This is a genomic window from Sulfurisphaera tokodaii str. 7, from assembly GCF_000011205.1.
Classification (GTDB): Archaea; Thermoproteota; Thermoprotei_A; order Sulfolobales; family Sulfolobaceae; genus Sulfurisphaera; species Sulfurisphaera tokodaii.
Window position 1 is genome coordinate 1,019,790 of the sequence record NC_003106.2, and the last position, 17,139, is coordinate 1,036,928.

General features: G+C 32.8%; 21 protein-coding genes and 2 pseudogenes. 5 read left to right on the forward strand and 18 right to left on the reverse strand.

Annotated elements, in window-relative coordinates; translation table 11 throughout:
- Positions 1–83: 83 nt before the first annotated feature.
- The 9 genes from STK_RS05745 to STK_RS05775 all read right to left on the reverse strand — a co-directional run bounded on the left by STK_RS05745 (position 84) and on the right by STK_RS05775 (position 5,409).
- The gene (locus STK_RS05745) at positions 84–251 is read right to left on the reverse strand and encodes a hypothetical protein (protein ID WP_010979041.1); all 168 of its coding nucleotides are present in this window, start codon (positions 249–251) and stop codon (positions 84–86) included.
- Positions 252–821: 570 nt separating this feature from the next.
- The gene (locus STK_RS05750; protein ID WP_010979042.1) at positions 822–1,475 is read right to left on the reverse strand and encodes a hypothetical protein; all 654 of its coding nucleotides are present in this window, start codon (positions 1,473–1,475) and stop codon (positions 822–824) included.
- Positions 1,472–2,272, reverse strand: a complete 801-nt coding sequence (locus STK_RS05755; RefSeq protein ID WP_010979043.1) for an ATP-binding cassette domain-containing protein — start codon at positions 2,270–2,272, stop codon at positions 1,472–1,474. The genes STK_RS05750 and STK_RS05755 overlap by 4 nt, the downstream gene beginning before the upstream one ends.
- 3 nt (positions 2,273–2,275) lie before the next feature.
- Positions 2,276–2,515, reverse strand: a complete 240-nt coding sequence (locus STK_RS05760; RefSeq protein ID WP_198429757.1) for a hypothetical protein — start codon at positions 2,513–2,515, stop codon at positions 2,276–2,278.
- 10 nt (positions 2,516–2,525) lie between these two features.
- Positions 2,526–2,675: a hypothetical protein gene (locus STK_RS15200; RefSeq protein WP_198429758.1), complete on the reverse strand. Its 150-nt coding sequence runs from the start codon at positions 2,673–2,675 to the stop codon at positions 2,526–2,528.
- A 4-nt stretch (positions 2,676–2,679) separates the two neighbouring features.
- Positions 2,680–3,117 carry a hypothetical protein gene (locus STK_RS05765; protein ID WP_010979044.1) on the reverse strand — a complete coding sequence of 146 codons (438 nt, stop codon included), beginning with the start codon at positions 3,115–3,117 and terminating at the stop codon, positions 2,680–2,682.
- 561 nt (positions 3,118–3,678) lie between these two features.
- Entirely contained in the window at positions 3,679–3,828 is a 150-nt protein-coding gene (locus tag STK_RS15985; protein ID WP_420825183.1) for a hypothetical protein, read from the reverse strand.
- A 253-nt stretch (positions 3,829–4,081) separates the two neighbouring features.
- Positions 4,082–4,186, reverse strand: coding sequence for a DUF4322 domain-containing protein (locus STK_RS15990; protein WP_420825184.1), 105 nt, complete (start codon positions 4,184–4,186; stop codon positions 4,082–4,084).
- 284 nt (positions 4,187–4,470) lie between these two features.
- On the reverse strand, positions 4,471–5,409 hold the full coding sequence (locus STK_RS05775; RefSeq protein ID WP_010979047.1) for a DUF973 family protein: 939 nt from the start codon (positions 5,407–5,409) through the stop codon (positions 4,471–4,473).
- A 188-nt stretch (positions 5,410–5,597) separates the two neighbouring features.
- Here STK_RS05775 and STK_RS05780 point away from each other — a divergent pair, with 188 nt between their 5' ends.
- On the forward strand, positions 5,598–7,439 hold the full coding sequence (locus STK_RS05780) for an ATP-binding protein (protein WP_052846467.1): 1,842 nt from the start codon (positions 5,598–5,600) through the stop codon (positions 7,437–7,439).
- Here the strand turns inward: STK_RS05780 and STK_RS05785 are convergent.
- Together STK_RS05785 and STK_RS05790 are read right to left on the reverse strand one after the other, a co-directional pair.
- A complete protein-coding gene (locus tag STK_RS05785) occupies positions 7,387–8,541 on the reverse strand; it encodes a DNA double-strand break repair nuclease NurA (RefSeq protein ID WP_010979050.1) in 1,155 nt (384 codons plus the stop codon). The two genes, STK_RS05780 and STK_RS05785, sit on opposite strands and share 53 nt — an antisense overlap.
- A gap of 37 nt (positions 8,542–8,578) precedes the next feature.
- The gene (locus STK_RS05790) at positions 8,579–9,832 is read right to left on the reverse strand and encodes a TM1812 family CRISPR-associated protein (RefSeq protein WP_069168189.1); all 1,254 of its coding nucleotides are present in this window, start codon (positions 9,830–9,832) and stop codon (positions 8,579–8,581) included.
- A gap of 69 nt (positions 9,833–9,901) precedes the next feature.
- On the opposite strand from STK_RS05790, the gene STK_RS05795 reads away from it, so the two are divergent.
- Complete coding sequence (locus STK_RS05795) at positions 9,902–10,477, forward strand: TenA family transcriptional regulator (protein ID WP_010979052.1); 576 nt, start codon at positions 9,902–9,904, stop codon at positions 10,475–10,477.
- 75 nt (positions 10,478–10,552) lie between these two features.
- Here the strand turns inward: STK_RS05795 and STK_RS15855 are convergent, their stop codons facing one another.
- The 4 genes and pseudogenes from STK_RS15855 to STK_RS15860 form a co-directional block, all read right to left on the reverse strand.
- Positions 10,553–10,675 carry a hypothetical protein gene (locus STK_RS15855; protein WP_269770905.1) on the reverse strand — a complete coding sequence of 41 codons (123 nt, stop codon included), beginning with the start codon at positions 10,673–10,675 and terminating at the stop codon, positions 10,553–10,555.
- Positions 10,676–10,816: 141 nt separating this feature from the next.
- Positions 10,817–11,266 (reverse strand): helix-turn-helix domain-containing protein, encoded by a 450-nt coding sequence (locus STK_RS05800; protein WP_010979054.1) that lies wholly within the window; start codon positions 11,264–11,266, stop codon positions 10,817–10,819.
- 655 nt (positions 11,267–11,921) lie between these two features.
- Positions 11,922–12,244, reverse strand: a pseudogene (locus STK_RS14810) (IS1 family transposase); the annotation flags it as partial.
- Entirely contained in the window at positions 12,240–12,374 is a 135-nt protein-coding gene (locus STK_RS15860) for a hypothetical protein (RefSeq protein WP_269770906.1), read from the reverse strand. The pseudogene STK_RS14810 and the gene STK_RS15860, both read right to left, overlap by 5 nt.
- A gap of 121 nt (positions 12,375–12,495) precedes the next feature.
- Here STK_RS15860 and STK_RS05810 point away from each other — a divergent pair, with 121 nt between their 5' ends.
- Entirely contained in the window at positions 12,496–12,900 is a 405-nt protein-coding gene (locus tag STK_RS05810; RefSeq protein ID WP_010979056.1) for an acyl-CoA thioesterase, read from the forward strand.
- A gap of 129 nt (positions 12,901–13,029) precedes the next feature.
- On the opposite strand, the gene STK_RS05815 is transcribed toward STK_RS05810, so the two are convergent.
- Genes STK_RS05815 through STK_RS05825 form a run of 3 tightly spaced genes read right to left on the reverse strand, consistent with a single transcriptional unit; the run spans position 13,030 to position 14,781 of the window.
- On the reverse strand, positions 13,030–13,731 hold the full coding sequence (locus tag STK_RS05815) for a P-loop NTPase (protein ID WP_010979057.1): 702 nt from the start codon (positions 13,729–13,731) through the stop codon (positions 13,030–13,032).
- Complete coding sequence (locus STK_RS05820; RefSeq protein ID WP_052846935.1) at positions 13,706–14,134, reverse strand: hydrogenase maturation nickel metallochaperone HypA; 429 nt, start codon at positions 14,132–14,134, stop codon at positions 13,706–13,708. The genes STK_RS05815 and STK_RS05820 overlap by 26 nt, the downstream gene beginning before the upstream one ends.
- A gap of 35 nt (positions 14,135–14,169) precedes the next feature.
- Positions 14,170–14,781, reverse strand: a complete 612-nt coding sequence (locus STK_RS05825) for a hypothetical protein (protein WP_010979059.1) — start codon at positions 14,779–14,781, stop codon at positions 14,170–14,172.
- 409 nt (positions 14,782–15,190) lie between these two features.
- Here STK_RS05825 and tnpA point away from each other — a divergent pair, with 409 nt between their 5' ends.
- Entirely contained in the window at positions 15,191–15,601 is a 411-nt protein-coding gene (tnpA, locus tag STK_RS05830) for an IS200/IS605 family transposase (RefSeq protein ID WP_010979060.1), read from the forward strand.
- Positions 15,588–16,899, forward strand: a pseudogene (locus STK_RS05835) (RNA-guided endonuclease InsQ/TnpB family protein). The gene tnpA and the pseudogene STK_RS05835 overlap by 14 nt, the downstream one beginning before the upstream one ends.
- Positions 16,900–17,139: the final 240 nt, after the last annotated feature.

A 17,139-nucleotide genomic window follows, 5' to 3' on the forward strand; every position in this document is an offset into this window, starting at 1 on the left:
CAGCGTTGCTACACCTTCAGAAATTATTTCAGTAACTTTTTCACCCTTTCTCTTTGGAGAAAAACTTTACTAGTGTTGACGAATCAATGACTTTCACGATCTTCCCTCACCGACCTCTCAGAGAACCCTTCTTCACTGGGTTTTACATCTTTAAGCAACTCAACCCATGAGTTAACGTATTCCTTAGCCTTAACTTTTAAGTATAATTCCTCTAAGAATTTCCTAAACCTCTTGGTCAATATCAATCCCATGCTTTTCTAATTCCTCTTTATATTTCTTTTTTAATTCTCACACTAATAACTGTAGACACAATTGTCTATTATACGTAGACGGTAATAAAATTTTCATTTGGGGCAAAAGGAAGCTTACAATTCTTGAATCTAGCCTTAAAGTATTTTAAGTCGTAGTCGGGGCGTTGGGTGGGTCAAGTTTCTTTTGCGAATTGTAATATTCTCATAGAGTTAGAATAATTGTATGAAGAAATAATTGATTATATGTCATTATCTCCATTAAGTCCGTGGTATAAACTCCTTGGTCCCTCCAATTGCCAATGTACAATGAATTTTTTGATTTCAAAATGAGAAAATAAAATGAATTCGCAAAAGAGCCGTCAAAGACCCTTCGTAATTAAATGAATTTAATTCTAAACAAAAGCGTTTTATAACTTTTTACTTTATTTAGTTATTCATATTAATTATGCATTGGATGCTCTCACGAGAGATTCAGCTTATACTAGAATGTAGTTTCTTCGTTATCATTAGTTTGGATAATATTTTAGTAATTATATGCATTTAGAAATTACTGGATCCAAATAACTTAGCTTAAGATATCAATTTTTCTGAACTAAAATTCTTTCCTATTAAGATGGTTAATAGTATTGCTGCTACAAGGAATACTATTCCGGAGTATAATAATATCTCCTCCAACTTTGTTTCTGAAGTTACTATTGTCGACGAGTATATGAGTATAAATAATAACCCTACACCAATATACGTTCCTAAGGGTGACCTAGAACTGCCAGTAACTCTCTGTAGGTAGGCAAAATACATTGAAACTGGTACAACAATCCAGGATATTCCTATACTGTTAGTCAGTAATATGACGAAATACGCCAGATTGTGTATGAAAACCCCTAAAATGTAAGATATTAAAATATCTATTGGCACTGATACCAATAAGTAAGACACCGTATAGATATAGAAAATCTTTTCTGGTTTAAACCCCTCCGCCACTAGGAACTCAAGGAGTCCGTTTTGTCTGTCGTCTGTGAATAGCCCTACTGCTAAAGAAGAAAACATTATACCGAATAACGAAGGGGATATTAAAAAACTCGAGAGTATTATAGGAGTCACTATCTTTATTTTGAATATATCGTACAAGTCGAGAAACAGAGCAGTTATTGATAATACTAAAAAGTATATGGTTATTGCCCTACTTCTGTTAACCATCCTTTTTATGAAAGCCGTGTAAATCATTTTAACAGATCCTCCAGAGGGTTCTTCATTTCTTTAATCTCATAAATTTGTATATTCTTACTTAACAACTCTTGTATTATTTGGTTAACTTTTGAAGGGTCGTCAACTGTGATAACAAAGTACTCGCCTTGGTACTCCCCGTTCAGTATTTTAGAGAGGTCTTGCGAAGCCCTTATCCCTATCTTATACTCTTTGAGCCTAATCTCGCTTATCGGCTTAAAGAACTTAAGCCTCCCTCCATCTATCACTAAGACGTACTTTCCAATGTCCCTAGCTTCGTAGAGGTTGTGAGAAGTGTAAATTACGATTTTTGACTTAGACAGTGAAACTATCTCCTCCCTTATCCTTGACGCGGTAATAGGGTCTAGATTCTCGGTAGGTTCGTCAAAGAGGTAAATATCGTAATCCTTTAAGAAGATCTTTGCAATTGAAACTCTCTTCTTCTGTCCTTGAGATAAATCAGCAATCCTCTTGTCCAGTAAGCCCTTTAGGTCAAATTTCTCGATCACGTTATTCATATCTCCACCTAAAATGCTAGAAAAGAATTCTAACGCCTCCTTTACCGTCATCTCGTTAGGTAATGCTAAGGAATGAGAGAGGTAAGCTATCGACCCTTCCTTTACAATTTTTCCTTTTACGGGCTTAAGAATTCCCGCAATAGTCCTTAGTAAAGTTGTCTTACCCGCACCGTTCCTACCTAAAACAATATAAACTCCACTTTCCTTAATTTCAAACGAAATGTCTTGTAGGACTAACTTTTTACCGTAGCCCGAACTGACGTCATAAAGGCCCAACATCTATTACCACCTGTGCCTCCTTGGCATAAAAATTAAGGAAATTACGAAAATTAAAAAACCTATAATAGAGAGGGGTGGATTTGCAATTAGTATTCCAACTACTATAAGTGCTACACCAGCTGCTAATATAGGTATACCTATTTTTAAATTAGGCTGAATTTTTCCCAAATATACAATGATAATTACAGCTATGAGAAATATTGTAGGCAAAATTGTGTAAAATAAGATAGGGAAAAAAGACACAATTTATTCCCTAGCAGAATATTTCACATGCATCTGCTGCAGCTGCTTCAGCAAGGCATTTCTCACCGCACGTCATAGAGTCAGTAATTATCTTACAAGGTTGTCCATTACATTGAACTTCTGTGCAGAACTCCAGGACTAATTCACTCGTCTCAGGCATAATATCACCCTATTCTTTCTATTTTTATAAAGCTTAACCCTTCCTTTTTCATTTTGTCTGCTAGTTCTTCGACAGTCATTTTTAATCTAGGAATTCTATATCTGCCATCTAACACTTTAATAATGGATTTAGCCCCATTAGTTATCATTATTGCTTTCATATCCAATTCTAAGTAGTCCCCTTTATTAAGTACATTGGCAAATTTTTCTACGTTTATAATTAAGCCATTTTTTGATAAATGTGGCACAACTACATAGTGTACTCCATTGCCTACATCGATATCTATTTCATATCCTTCACCATATGGCGTTTTTATATATCCTACTGTTATCTCATCTAGGCTTCCATGCCTTTTCTCCAAGATTTGTACTTCACCTGGTGGCTTAGGGAGTTTATCGAGATTTTCCTCTATTACCTTTGTATGATCTATTATTTCAACCATTTTTGTTCCTTAATAATAGTTGTTTTTTTAAAAAAAGTTACTCTTTAAGATTTTCGGTAATAATGCGGATGTTAGTAAAAATTGTATAAAATAAGCCTTCGATATTATACAAAAAATCATTAGTGACCCTCATAAAAAACTAAATGAAGATCACAATAAAATTTATTAAATCTTATCTTAGACCCCAATTTCATCATCTCGAAAATAATTCAATAGAGTTAAAAATTGGATAAAATAGTTTAACTAAATATTCTTGTAAAGTGATAATTTTCTTGTAATAGCAAGATAATTAATAGTAAGCGGAAGTCTTCTTTACTCGTTGTCCCCTTGAGGAGTAAGTATAGTGTGTAGATTAGTATTGCTAGGACGAATAATCGGAATAACCAATTTCTTGATGAGGTAAAGATTAAGAATGATTTAATTATCTTGTATGATGTCTCTATTGGTGTCCTAACCTTATTATACCACTTATTCACGTCTAAGTTTGTTCCCTTTGCCAAGTATTTCTTTTCCCTATCACGATGTACTATTAGCTGAATGTTACCTTTTTACCCCTTGATTTTACCGTGTAGTCTCCGTCAAAATTGCGATGAATTCCACGGGTACTCCAATGATGTAGTTAAACCTTGACAAGTAGTTGATTACATCTACCGAGTAAAACCCAGCATCTAGTACTATCTTTAGATCTAATGCCGGAATTTGTTTTATCAATTTTTCCTACTATCTCTAGTCTACTCATTCTATATATGTGAATGCTAGTATTAGTATTTTCCCATTTACTCTCGTTGTTGCCGTTACAAAGCGTAACCATATTCTGAGCTGTTCAATCCTTCTATGGGTTTTTTCAATTATATTCTATTGATATTCTTACACTTTTTCTTTCACCTAATTCCTTGCTTGAGATTTTTTGAACGTATTTAGTATATGGTTTATGTGTTTGTTCTTCTACGTAATTCCTCACTTTTTATGGTGATATTCCAAACTCCTTTACCTTATTTTCTACTGATTCCCTACTAAGTGCTGCTGTTACAAGTGTTCTCTTGACTTCTTTAGCCTTTCTCCCCCTCATGAGAGAAAGTGTTTTTCTTGATTTGCACAAGTATTTTTGGGTAGATGGAATCCAGAATTATCAATCCTTTTTTCCTAAGTAATACTACTCCATCTACCTTAACTTTTTCCTCTAACTGCAAAATTTTCAAGATAATGGATAACTATCCTTTGAAATTATTTTTGTAAAATGAATTTGGGGTCTAAGGCCTTGCATTCTTACGTTACGTTTAAAATAATATAAAATATTTTGCCTTATTAAAATCTCATTATTAAGAGATATATGCTGTAATAAAAAATAATAGCTTATGGTTGGTAGACTACAGATACTTTTATATTCATCATATTTCCTTGAGCATTAATAGTTAAGTTAATTATATATGTTGTTCCGGGCGTTAAATTGCTTATGTTTCCGAAGTAAGCCATAATGTTGTTATTCCCTGGTTGTAAAATGATTGGGTTAATGTATGTTGCCTGTAGATTAGTTCCTTCAATAGAGGCCGAAACTATTGTTACTTGTGCTGTTGTATATAATGTAAATTGTGCATAACCATCACCCCTTAAAACTCCCTGACCAACCTGAGAAACTTGAACAGCTTGTGTACTAGGCTGTGGCATAGGGGTTAATGGAGGATAATAAGTTTGCATTTGCGCTGGTGTAGCCATAGGTAGATTACTTACTACTCTTCCAAGTCCAACATAAATTAGTATGTATCCAATAAAACCTAAAAGGTCTGTGAGTATAGATAGAATTACTAAGATTCCTCCAACCTTAACTAAACCGACATTGTAAATTTCTCCAATTCTATAAAATCCTATACCAAGCAATATTTGACCTATTACTGCTAATATAACGCCAATAAAAAGAATGGGTATACCAATGAAAACAATAGCTAGTAGAGCACCAATTACCATTAATATATATCCAACAAGTAGTAATGTAACACCAGTTCCACCAATGCCCACATCCCGTCTTGTAGCCTTTAGTATATTAAAACCGCTTCTAATTCTTAGTAGTCCTACAATTCCAATTACAACTCCAATAATGATTAGCACAATTAACCCAATGAGGGTACCAACAATACTACTGAAAGCTCCTACAGCAGAACCAGAGAGGCCAGCAGTCAAAACTCCTGATGTTAAAAGTATTATGATTCCTATTCCAACAAGCAAGGCGGTTATTATTTCGAATAGTACACCACTTCTTATTGACTTAATTCCTTCTAGTTCAGTTTGTCCATTCATATGAGAATAGTAATTGAAGTTATATTTATTTTTTCATGATGATAGTTATCGAATACATGCAGATACTAGGAAATTAGTAGTTTTTATTTTTTCAGTAGCAATAGTATCGTTAGTTCAAATTCATTTGAAAATGATATTGCGTTCTTACCGTGAATAACTTAAATATTCTTTATTTCCATTATACTCTTATGGATGAGGATTTATTAGTTCAAGAGTTGTCAAGGAAATTAGAAGAAGCTGATTCTTTTGCTTTACAAAATAGTATTGATGGTAAAATTCTAGGTAGAGTTACTAGATTTGAGACTATAAGATTAGGTGAGAAAAGTTATATAGGAATCGACCTAGCATTTCTAGATTATATGAACAGTAATGTTAAAAAGGGAGAATATTTAGCAATAAGGACTATTATCTCGCCAGTAGTAGTTATTGGAGAGGTTGTATCTATTGAAAGGGCAGATATGCTTGCCGAATTTAACATTAGAGAATCATCATTTCCAAGGGATCCTACAACTATAATGACTCAAACTTTTCTTGAGCTTAAACCAATTTCTGAAATTGAAAACAACGTAAAAAGACCTGCAGTCACACCAATTGATCCGCAATCGCCAGTTTTTAGACCAAAGGAAAGTTTATTACAAGATGCATTGGGGATTCCACATGAAGGTATTAAAATTGGCAAGATCTTCTCGGGTGGTAAAGAAATAGATGCCTATGTGAATCTAGATGAAGAAAGCTTAGTTCATCATATCTTGGTTATAGGTACCACAGGTTCTGGAAAGACTACTCTGTTAAAGACTATATTATCTCAGAATGTGAATGCTGTATTTTTTGATAGACAAGGGGATTTTGTAAGGCATTTAATATCTAGGGGTGAGGAGTTCTCTGTTATTATGCCCAGTGTCATAATGATGGTTAATGATGTTCCTTCAAGTAGGGCTAGTCTAGAGCTAGGAACTCAATTTGCTGAAAGATACGGTTGTGCTACACCAGTTTCTGGAGATATTAGAGATAATGAGATTCTTTTAGAATGTGAGAAGTCAATAGTTCATTTAATACCTTATTCGATTAATTTTACTAAAGTTATTGACTATATGCATAAATTGACGCCTTATATGTCACCAATGGCTAGGGTATTTTGGCCGGTAATTATGAATAATTTTAAGAAAGGAATTGATAAGATTGCAGAAAATATATCTCACGACCTCTCTTTACCGAAGGAGAAAGTTAAATCAGAGATTTTCAAGCTTCTTACTCCATCCTCATTACTTAATGATGATGTGAAACTACAATTCCAAAAGAAGGGGAAAAGTTCAACATACTATAGTTATAATGACGATTATATTACAATTTACACAAGTAGGTTATTTAGACATATTATGGGTGAAGATAAAAATGCAATAACGTCTTTGAGACAATTAGATAAAAACTTATCACCTCTAGATTTAGCTTTTCAAACTCAGGATGCTATAATAAGGGCTTTGAGGAGTGTAAGCGAATTTGGGATCTTTAATGTTAATGGTACTTTCGATTTGGACTTTCAAAGACTGAAAAAGAAAGCTGTTGTTGACTTAAGTTGGATTTTAGATTACACAGCATCAGTGGAAGCAATAGCAATGGTTGCTTATTCTATTCTTTCGGACTTTTACTCATATAAGGATGAATTATACAAAAAGAAGGAGAGAGACAATTCACTAACAATTCTAGCTTTAGATGAAGCTCATGAATACTTCCCACAAACTAAAGATGAAGAGTCAAAATCTATTATAGAGGGACTATTAAATAGGTTAATGAGGTTAGGAAGGGTTAGAAAAATATCTGTTATTTTAGCAACTCATATGCCAGACGATTTAAATCCATTAGTACTCCAATTATCTAATACAAAAATTGTAATGAGAAATGAGGAAAATGTTTTAGAAAAATTAGGCTTTGAAGACTACGCTGATATTCTATTAACTGCACCAGCTGGTTTAGGTGTAGTTAGGTCAATAAAGTTCTCTGATGTTGTAATAAAGACTCTGAAAGAGATCTAACCTCATTATAATACGTTAGTTTGTCATCATGAATTACACTGATTATTCTACTTAAAATCTGGTAAGCTGTAATGAAGAGTGAAGCTGAAACTCTTTTGCTTAAATTGTCAGCAATCTCTATATAAGTAGGAATTAATCTCTCACTAATTCTATTTACAATATACGGTGTTAATTCTTCCAGTGAATCTAAGGATAAAGATTCAATTCTGAAATAACTACTCATCCCTATAGGGTTTGTCAAAATTAAATAGTAAGCATAACGGGTTGGTGCATCGAAATATTTTGATTTGAACTCTATTTTAAATGGGCCTAATAATCCTCGTTTAAACTCCGTTTTAATCCTTATCTGGTTTAATATTTCAGCATCATTTATTGGATAGCGTATTCCTAAAAGTTGTTTTACTTTATCTACTTTGTAAAGTTTTTGTGAAGTCTCAAGTCTTTTTACGACACCTACAACATTATTTCTAAGTATAGAGATTCTATCTTTTGTTAATTGTAAGTAAGCTTCTTGATGCCTTTTTCTTCCTTCAGATTGTAATTCTAATTCACTTAACTCTAATGGCGTGGGGAATAATGGTCCATCAACTATTACTAGGTCGTGGGTATTTCTATTCTCTTTCAGTCCAACATTCTCAGCTTCTAATCTTAATTCATCAGCTATATCATCTATCCTATAATCCTCAGTAAAGTATTTATTAACGTAATTTTTTACTCTTACACCACTTTCTGGATTAAATTCCTTTAATAACTCTTCAAAAGTCCCTATTGCCATAAAATTAATGTCAATATCAAATGGGCCTACTTTAATTCCTTTAATATTGCTGTATACTCCTAGACCAACAAATACCATATTTACTGAAGGATCTCTTAAATACCTAGAGGACGAATCTATAGAAGCGATACTAACGTTCTCTCTTTTTTCCTCTATCTTGTGAAAAATCTTTTCATCAACACTTAATACTGCTGTTTCAGCCTCAAATAATGGGTGATCTGGATTTCCAGAAATATCTACTACTCCAGTGATTTTTCCCTTAATAACGCTAATTTGTTTACCGATCTTTTCTACCTTTTTCTTAATCTCATAAGCTGAACTTGGCACGAAATAGGTTTTGATTAAAAATATTTAAACTGCTTCATTACTCTTTCCCTATATTTTTCACCCAACTTAAAATTTCATCAATACAGCTTTCAGCATACTTAACAACTATTTTCCCTTCTTTTACCATGATTTTGGTGAATTTTCTCCCTAAGCCTGCGTGTGAATACATTTCATCCTCATTAACGTCACACTCTTCTTTCTCATCTTCAGAAACTTCTCCTTTCATCCAATCTATAACTCGAGCATTTCCTATTCTTATTAAATAATCTAATAAGTGTTCTTCTTCATCTTTCATTAACCTGCTAAAATCCTTTAAAATTTCTATTTCTCTTATGATAAGTTTTCTTTGCGGTTCTTCAAATAGTTCAAGTAGTTTTTCTAAAGACTCAAGACTTATCTCGCTTTCTTCAGCTATTTTCTTATAAGAATTAACGAAATGATATCCTATGAAGTAATATGGTGCTGTTTCATGAGCTTCAAAATTAGTTACAATCTCATATTTTTCTCCTTTATTTACTTTCATAGAGTTTATAATCATCTTCTCAAATTCATCTGGAGGAACTAATTTATTTGCATTCTTAAGTAAATAAATTAAAATTAGAGGGAAGCCTAGTTCTAATGATTTTCCTAAACCATAGATTTCGGATTTCCCTTGTGTACTAAATCCTTTTTCTTTTGAAAGTTTGATGTTAGTAGTTAAGTAATCGTATATCCTTACTTTCTTGAAATCTTTAACAAATAGAGGTACCAATGTATTATCTATTCTAGCATATTGAATTAGTATAGTGTTTTTTCTATTAGTAGTAATAACATAATCATCCAAAGCTAACTGTGTTGCCGATATTGCATAATTCTGATAATATGAGAAAGTTCTACTTAAATCTAATAAAACAACATCTGGGCTTTCCTTAAGTAAATCTTCATAGAGCTTAAGGTAAAATAAAAAATGGAAATTTCCTAATCCTTCATGATGAACGTGATTTCCTATTGTTCCTTCTGAGGGTAAAATATGAACATAATCTACTTTTACTATATTTTTTACCTCTGCTTCAAGTCGTTGGATTAGTTGATTATAATCGGGTGGAGGATCTGATAAAATACGTGAAAGTGTTGTTGGCAGAAAGGCTACTATTTTAACGTCATTATTGTCTTTTAGGAATTCTGCTTCAGCCAATGTTTCATTTAGTCCTTCTTGTTCAACTGAAGTTCTTTCGCCTTTTTCATCAAACACAAAAAATTTTTCATTTGAAAAATTGATATCACTCCAAAATGTAACTATTAGTATTTTCACATCCATATATTAGCATAGAGGTAAAAATGGTTAATCGAAATTTATTAAACCGTTTGAAGATAGTTAATTATGTTAAGCGAAATAAGAAAAGAAATATCTGAGTTAAATTCACGTATTTTATCTCATGAACTTTTCAATTCTATTGAAACTTTAAAGTTATTTTATGATCAACAATGGTATATAGTTAACCACGATTTAAGGTCATTAGCAATAATGATTTCTAGAGCGAAGGAACAAGATGAAATTGATTTCTTTGTTAGTGCACTTCATGGTGACTATGAAGGTTTAAAGATCCTTAGAGAGATCGCTGAAAAGAAAAGGGAACCTATCCCATCAGTTGTCTCTTATACTCATTATTTGGCATGGTTAGCTAATTATGCTAATCCTGGCGAACAAGTTTTAGGTTTAGTTGTTAACTTGCCAGTATGGTCTTATAACTGTAAAAGGTTAGTTGAAAAATTTAAAGATAAGTATGATGTACGTTTTTTGGAACTATTTGCTAATGTTAAGGTTGATGAGGGAATGGCTGAAGAAATTATAAATAGATATAAAGGAAGATACTTAGAAATTGCAAAGATGATTCAGTATTACGAATACGAATTTTGGGAGGGATTAAAGAATGTCGAGAAAAAAGGGAGTATATAACATAGGTCTTAGTTATATAGGCAGAGGAGCTTTATACCTTTTTATATTTTCAATATTCTTCGGAATCTCTGAGTATTATAACATTTTATTAGTTGTAGCGATGTTAATTACAGTATTAGCTGGATTAAGTTTTAGACAAGGTTTCTCAAGGTTAAGTGCAGGACATAAGGTGGGATACATATCATCATTTCTGATCATTATTGCTTCTCCACTAATAATTTTATCATTGGCTTTTCCGCAAATAGGCTTACCAAGTTATTTAGTTTTAATTTCTGGGTTTGTAGGAATAAGTTTTGAATATTATTGGATATATTTTGACTATCGTACAAAAAACCTAAATTATGCTTCACTACTTTGTTCTATTTCTATATTACTTCTAGTACTTTTAGGCAAAGTGCCATTTTCATTGCTTTTTTTAATAGGCCAAGCTGTCGCTGTTAGGTCATTGAGATAATTTATGAAGGATTTTCTTACCTCTACTGCTAATTCTATTATATCATTTGTAATTTTCTCTCTAACCTTAGTATTATCAACATAATATACGTACTGTGGTTTTCCTCTTCTAACTATTCTTACATCTCTTTTCTTTAATATTAATCCCTTATTTTCCAGTTTTTTAATATAACCCATAATACAAGATCTACTTATATTTAATTTTTCTGATAATTCATCTGCATTAAGTTGTTCTTTAGTCTTGGCTAAATATAGAAAAATTTCTAATTCTCTTTCATTTAAATCATAAATAAACGTTAAAGGCTTGAGCTCTTTTGGTATTTCCATTTTCTCCATATTTTCACATATTTCATTGCTTGCTTAAATTTCTTTCTCCACTTGATAATTATAATTTTAAATATAAACATTATAAACATTATACTATCCTTCATTTTAAAAAGTATAAATTATATTGTAATGTAAAAACAGTTTTAGATTTCACAAGACATAATTTTTGTAATGATAAATATTACTTATGATTAGTTATGACTTAAATGTGTTATATACTTCGCTTAAAATGCTTAAGTTTACAACTGATGAGAGCAACAATATCCTTAAAAATCTTCATCAAGCGAGAAGAAAACATTGCCTTTTAAATCGCAGAAAGTATAAAAAGTAATAATAAACTTTTTAGAAAAACATTTATATCATGTTAAAAATATGTCAGGAAAAATAACCTTTAAAATGAAAATAGTTCGATGATAGGTAATAAAAATAAGATAGTGTCTTCAGAGTGTGGACAACAATTTCATTCATTTGTAATTTATTCAAAATTACCTTAAATCCCTCTTCCTTTTAAACACTTTAATTATACAATAAAAATTCAAATAGAGATTAAAATTGTAACGTCCTTTATTATCAGAAAAGAGATCCGACAATAAATTGAAACTAAATTTACACTTTATATAATTTATATCAAATTAAAAATATTGTTGTCCACACTCTGTCTTCACTAGGGTATAAATTCTGGGACTAGTCTTCTCTCCCATAAGACTAGTGCTATGGAGTACTTTATCATGCTTATGCTCCTATTTACTGCCTTCGTAGCCCTCTTGACAAGTCTATCCCTTAGTGAGGAATGAAGCCCCTCGTTAGGATTAACAAGCGAGACTACCGTGTGATCCTTTAACCAAAAGTTGTAATCATCACTCACCCATCATCTGGCAAGTACATTTTAACCTCACGAAAAGTATTCTCATCCCTATCACCCACTATGTATAACCCTAGCCTAGTGTACACATAACAAGTAAACACCCACTTGTAGAAAGCCCTAGTTTAAAGATGTAATAGATCTAGCGTCAGTCGAGAGCGTAAATTCAGAAACAGAGTTAGTTTTATCTGATGGTGATACAATAGTTAGAATATCTTTTAATAATGGTAAAGTTATAAGAACTTTAGGAGACATTAACTTGTTGAGGAAAGGAGAAATAAAATATTTAATAAAGAAGAAAATTTAGATAAGCCTATATTAACTCTTTCTCTTTATATAACCAAAATCATTTTACAGAGAGCGAAAAAATATATTTATGCAAAATCTGGAATACGTATTTGAGGATGTGGTAAGGATTTATGATACAGATGCACAAGGTATAGCACATTATGCTGCATATTATCGCTTCTTTACAAACACTATTGAAAAATTCTTTAACGAGAAAGTAGGAATACCTTATCCTAACGTTAATGAAGAACTTTGGTTTGTGATGGTTGAATCTCATGCTGTTTACCATAAGCCTGTAAAACTAGGGGATAGATTAACAGTGTTACTCAGCGTTAAGTTACTTTCAAAGAAGGTTATAAGATTTGATTTGAAAATATTGAATAAAGGTGATCTAACTACTGAAGGATATTTAATACAGGTTGCAATTAATCCAAAGATCTGGAAATCTGTTGAAATACCTAAGGAGATACTAGACAAGCTGTCCCTAACGTAATTTTTCAGAGGAAACTTATTTAGTTTCTATTGTCTCTAACTTATTGAGAAACTAGTAGATCTTGGAAATATAAGAATAGTGTGCTTTTTGATGCTGATTTCAAACTTTTGTATAAAAAAGAATAAAAATCTACATAAATTGAGGTATTAATTCTTTCTCAATAACCTTCTTTACTTCTCCCTCATATTCCTGGATTTTTCCTATGTAGTCCTCTAGATTAGGATCTATCGGTAAATTTACATCTCCATTATAATTTCCAAATGGATTAACTCTTTGATCATTACAATTAAAATATGACATGTTAACTACTACTAGTGCCTTCTTTTTCCTCTCGTTTAAATAATCTAACAAGTATTTTACAACTTTTAATGATACTTTTGAAGGTGTAGTGACCACTATTGGTTTAAAATCGCTTAGCTCTTCAAGTACTAATATTTCATCGCCAAGACCGGGAGGTAGGTCAAAAACAACATATTCTCCTTTTATGCTAGAATAAGCTATTAACTCCTTCATAACATTAGTTTGGTTTCTCCCAGGTAAAATAACATATCTATCTCTTACTATTCCTGCAAGAGAAATCAAATTAACATTTCTTATTTTCACAGGCTCTATTCCTTCCTTACTCACTTCTAAAGGAACATTTTCTACTCCAAACAATTTTGCTATCGCCATTGTATGTATATCAAGATCAATTAACGTTAAATCTGAAGGTAAGGAGAGGGATATTAACGCTGATATTACGCTCTTCCCAACACCACCTTTAGCACTCATAATAGCAATTACTTTTTTATCTTTTAGTTTATCTTTAGCTAACTCTCTCAACGGCTCCATATTCTTCAACCTTTTCTATATAAATTTCTTGACCTATTGCCTCAATATCATGAGATCCACAATAAGGACATTTAACAAATGCTGGAAGCAATTCTGGCATTAAATGTAAAGGATATTCTTCACCATACGAATTTTTAACCTCTCCAACTTGTTGTTGAATATCCGAAAATTTAAATTCTCTATTACCATTTCTGCATCTGAAAGTAGGTTCCTGGATTTTAACCTCTAATTCAGCATTCTCAACTATTGGGTTCTCTTTTTTTAATTCATTAAAAGCTTCCTTTAAAATTTTTATATCAAGAAAGGAAAACAATGGAATTACTAACGTGACTTTAGAAATCTTTTTATTAAAGTTTTCTATTAAAGTCTTAACTACTGAATAAGCTATTGACCACTCATGCATAAATTGTATTTTACCTCGCAGTATATTATACCTTTTTATTCGCATAGATAATTTATAACGTTCTCAACATTTTTAAAAGTCGAACTAATCTTATCTTGATTTAAACTTTTATCTCTGTAAGTTACATTTACGAATGTTTGGTTTAAGTTGTTAACTACAGGTTCTAATATAATTTCCAATAGGTCTTTATATCTAATATCGTTTAAGGAATCTTGCAATCCAGATATTATTCTAAATCCCATAATTTTTGGATTATTCAGAGATGGTATTGAAATTGGCAATCCCTTTATTCGTCTTTCCACTATCCCAGAAAATGCTAACTCATAAGTCATAATGTTTTCTCTAAATACATCTTCAGCTAAATTTTTAACTTTTTCAAACCCAGAAACTAAATCCTCTTCTTTAACTTCCTTTCCAAAGGATAATTGAAGAAGCGATACCTGATCCAAGTTAATTAGGTATAGTGTTGAGTTTTCATAAGTGTAAAGCCTTAGTAAATTTTGAAGTCTTGTTCTAGTAGTTATTAAATTAAGGATAAGTGGTACTAACTCTTGCTCTATAATCCCTTTGTTTATTAGTATGGCAATATCATTTTTGTTAAAATTTCTATTAAATATTGCCGAAATAGAAGCATTATTTATTTTCATAAAATATAAATATAGTTTGAGTTTTTAAATTCAACTATTAAAAAGTGAAAATTTCTTTTCTTAAAAAGAGTTTGTTAAGTAAATATCTAGAAGAAATTGCTTATAAACCGTTCATATTCAGATTAAAGAAAAATGATTAGAAGTGAGGGAGAGAAGATTTTAATCCATGTCAAACCAGCAAGAGAAATTCTTTATTAAGTACTTTTAATTGAGAATTCCTTAACAATAATTCCTAGAATAATTTAAAAAAAGCATTGGCTTTAGGAAAAAGAGAACTTTCAATAATATCGATTGATAAGGATTCATTAGGTAAGACCCTTATAAGTATGTATCCTTGACAAAACGTGAGGCAAGCCTCGCCTTTTAAGGCGGGGTAAAGTTTTTAAAATTATTTTGAATACTTTAAAGTGTGGAATACAAATCAACTAGGCATGCAAAGTACCTCTGCAACTACCACTTCTTATGGATACCGAAATACCGTAGGAAAGTGCTAACAGGCGAAATAGCTGAATACACTAAAGAGGTACTAAGAACCATAGCAGAAGAGTTGGGCTGTGAAGTATTAGCCCTAGAAGTAATGCCAGACCACATCCACCTCTTCGTTAACTGCCCACCGAGATACGCACCGTCATATTTAGCAAACTACTTCAAAGGAAAATCGGCAAGGCTAATCCTCAAGAAGTTCCCAGAGCTGAAGAAAGCTACTAACGGGAAGCTATGGACTAGAAGCTACTTCGTATCTACCGCAGGTAACGTATCCAGCGAGACGATAAAGAAGTACATTGAAGAACAGTGGGCGAAAGAGAATGAAGAGGACTAACATAGTTAAACTAATAGTAGACAAGCAAACCCACGAAAGACTGAAGGAGTTGGCTATTACCACAGCGAAGTGTTGGAACGAAGTGAACTGGTTAAGGATGCAACAGTTCAAGGAAGGGGAGAGAGTAGACTTTGCTAAGACAGAAAAGGAGGTGTACGAGAAGTACAAACACGTGTTAAAGGTTAACGTTCAACAAGTTGCTAGAAAGAACGCTGAGGACTGGAGAAGCTTCTTCTCCCTAATCGAAGAGAAGAATGAGGGAAAATTACCAAAGTGGTTTAAACCAAGACCTCCAAGGGTATTGGAAAGATAAAAGTGGAAAATATAAACTAATCCTAATCATTAGGAACGATCGTTATGAGGTGGATGAGAACAAGAGGATCATCTATTTGAAGGACTTCAAACTCTCTCTGAGGTTTAAGGGGAAACTCAAGTGGCACGGGAAACAAGGTAGATTAGAAATAATTTACAACGAAGCTAAGAGGAGTTGGTATGCTCATATTCCAGTGGAGGTTGAAAGTGAAACGAAAGTTGAGGGCAACCTGAGGGCTTCTGTTGATTTAGGAATCATCAATTTAGCAACAGTTTACGTAGAAGATGGTAGTTGGTACCTTTTCAAGGGTGGTAGTGTTCTTTCACAGTATGAGTATTATAGCAAGAAGATACGAATCGTTCAGAAGACCTTAGCGAGGCATAAGCAGAATAGGAGCAAGAAGCTGAAATTCCTCTACGAGAATAGGAGTAGGTTCCTCAAACACGCTTTAAACAGTATGGTTAGGAAAGTAGTGGAGCTGTTGAAGGACAAACGGGTAAGCGAGGTTGTTATAGGTTATCCTAAAGAGATTAATAGGAACCACGGTAATAAACTCACTGTAAACTTCTGGAACTACAGGTATGTTATTAAGCGTTTTGAGGAGATTGGGGAAGAACTAGGAATTAGGGTTGTTAAAGTGGATGAATCTTATACTTCTAAGACGTGCTCCCTATGCGGGGAAGCCCACGAAAGTGGGCGTGTTAAACGCGGCCTATTTAAGTGTCCCCGCATAGGGAAAGTGATAAACGCAGACCTGAATGGAGCGATAAATATCCTACATATCCCCGAGTCCCTAGGATCTGGGAGTGGAGGGCAACTCCCAGTGAGGGATAGGGGTAACGGACTGAAGACCCAGCCCGTGGTCTACCGCTGGATGAACGGAGCGGGGTGGGTGCTTTACGCACCCACTAGCTATGAAGTTGTGAGGATGAAGGTGGTAAACCACAAACCTATGAACCGCCCTAAGGGAACCCTCGCCCTTTAGGGCAGGGAGGAGGTCAGTTTACTAGAACGTTATTGAGTAAGATGATAGTATTGCATTATCAATTTAAGAGAGCAATTATCCTTTTATTTATGGGCTTCCACGAGATTAAAGTAAACAAATTTTCAAGTATTTGCGGAATGTAGTTGTACATAATGGAGTAACAAAATCTATATGGACTTCACAGAATCAATTATGGGATGAGGAAATATTATAGAAATTACCAGAAATCAAAAAGGAATA

Coding starts and splice junctions, on each gene's coding strand:
- STK_RS05780 (WP_052846467.1), top strand. CDS start 5,598: ATGGATGAGGATTTATTAGTTCAAGAGTTGTCAAGGAAATTAGAAGAA.
- STK_RS05800 (WP_010979054.1), bottom strand. CDS start 11,266: ATGGAGAAAATGGAAATACCAAAAGAGCTCAAGCCTTTAACGTTTATT.
- STK_RS05775 (WP_010979047.1), bottom strand. CDS start 5,409: ATGAATGGACAAACTGAACTAGAAGGAATTAAGTCAATAAGAAGTGGT.
- STK_RS05755 (WP_010979043.1), bottom strand. CDS start 2,272: ATGTTGGGCCTTTATGACGTCAGTTCGGGCTACGGTAAAAAGTTAGTC.
- STK_RS05820 (WP_052846935.1), bottom strand. CDS start 14,134: ATGCATGAGTGGTCAATAGCTTATTCAGTAGTTAAGACTTTAATAGAA.
- STK_RS05750 (WP_010979042.1), bottom strand. CDS start 1,475: ATGATTTACACGGCTTTCATAAAAAGGATGGTTAACAGAAGTAGGGCA.
- STK_RS05815 (WP_010979057.1), bottom strand. CDS start 13,731: ATGGAGCCGTTGAGAGAGTTAGCTAAAGATAAACTAAAAGATAAAAAA.
- STK_RS05745 (WP_010979041.1), bottom strand. CDS start 251: ATGGGATTGATATTGACCAAGAGGTTTAGGAAATTCTTAGAGGAATTA.
- STK_RS15855 (WP_269770905.1), bottom strand. CDS start 10,675: ATGATCAGAAATGATGATATGTATCCCACCTTATGTCCTGCACTTAAC.
- STK_RS05765 (WP_010979044.1), bottom strand. CDS start 3,117: ATGGTTGAAATAATAGATCATACAAAGGTAATAGAGGAAAATCTCGAT.
- STK_RS05810 (WP_010979056.1), top strand. CDS start 12,496: ATGCAAAATCTGGAATACGTATTTGAGGATGTGGTAAGGATTTATGAT.
- STK_RS05795 (WP_010979052.1), top strand. CDS start 9,902: ATGTTAAGCGAAATAAGAAAAGAAATATCTGAGTTAAATTCACGTATT.
- STK_RS15860 (WP_269770906.1), bottom strand. CDS start 12,374: ATGTCTCCTAAAGTTCTTATAACTTTACCATTATTAAAAGATATTCTA.
- STK_RS15200 (WP_198429758.1), bottom strand. CDS start 2,675: ATGCCTGAGACGAGTGAATTAGTCCTGGAGTTCTGCACAGAAGTTCAA.
- STK_RS05825 (WP_010979059.1), bottom strand. CDS start 14,781: ATGAAAATAAATAATGCTTCTATTTCGGCAATATTTAATAGAAATTTT.
- STK_RS15990 (WP_420825184.1), bottom strand. CDS start 4,186: ATGAGGGGGAGAAAGGCTAAAGAAGTCAAGAGAACACTTGTAACAGCA.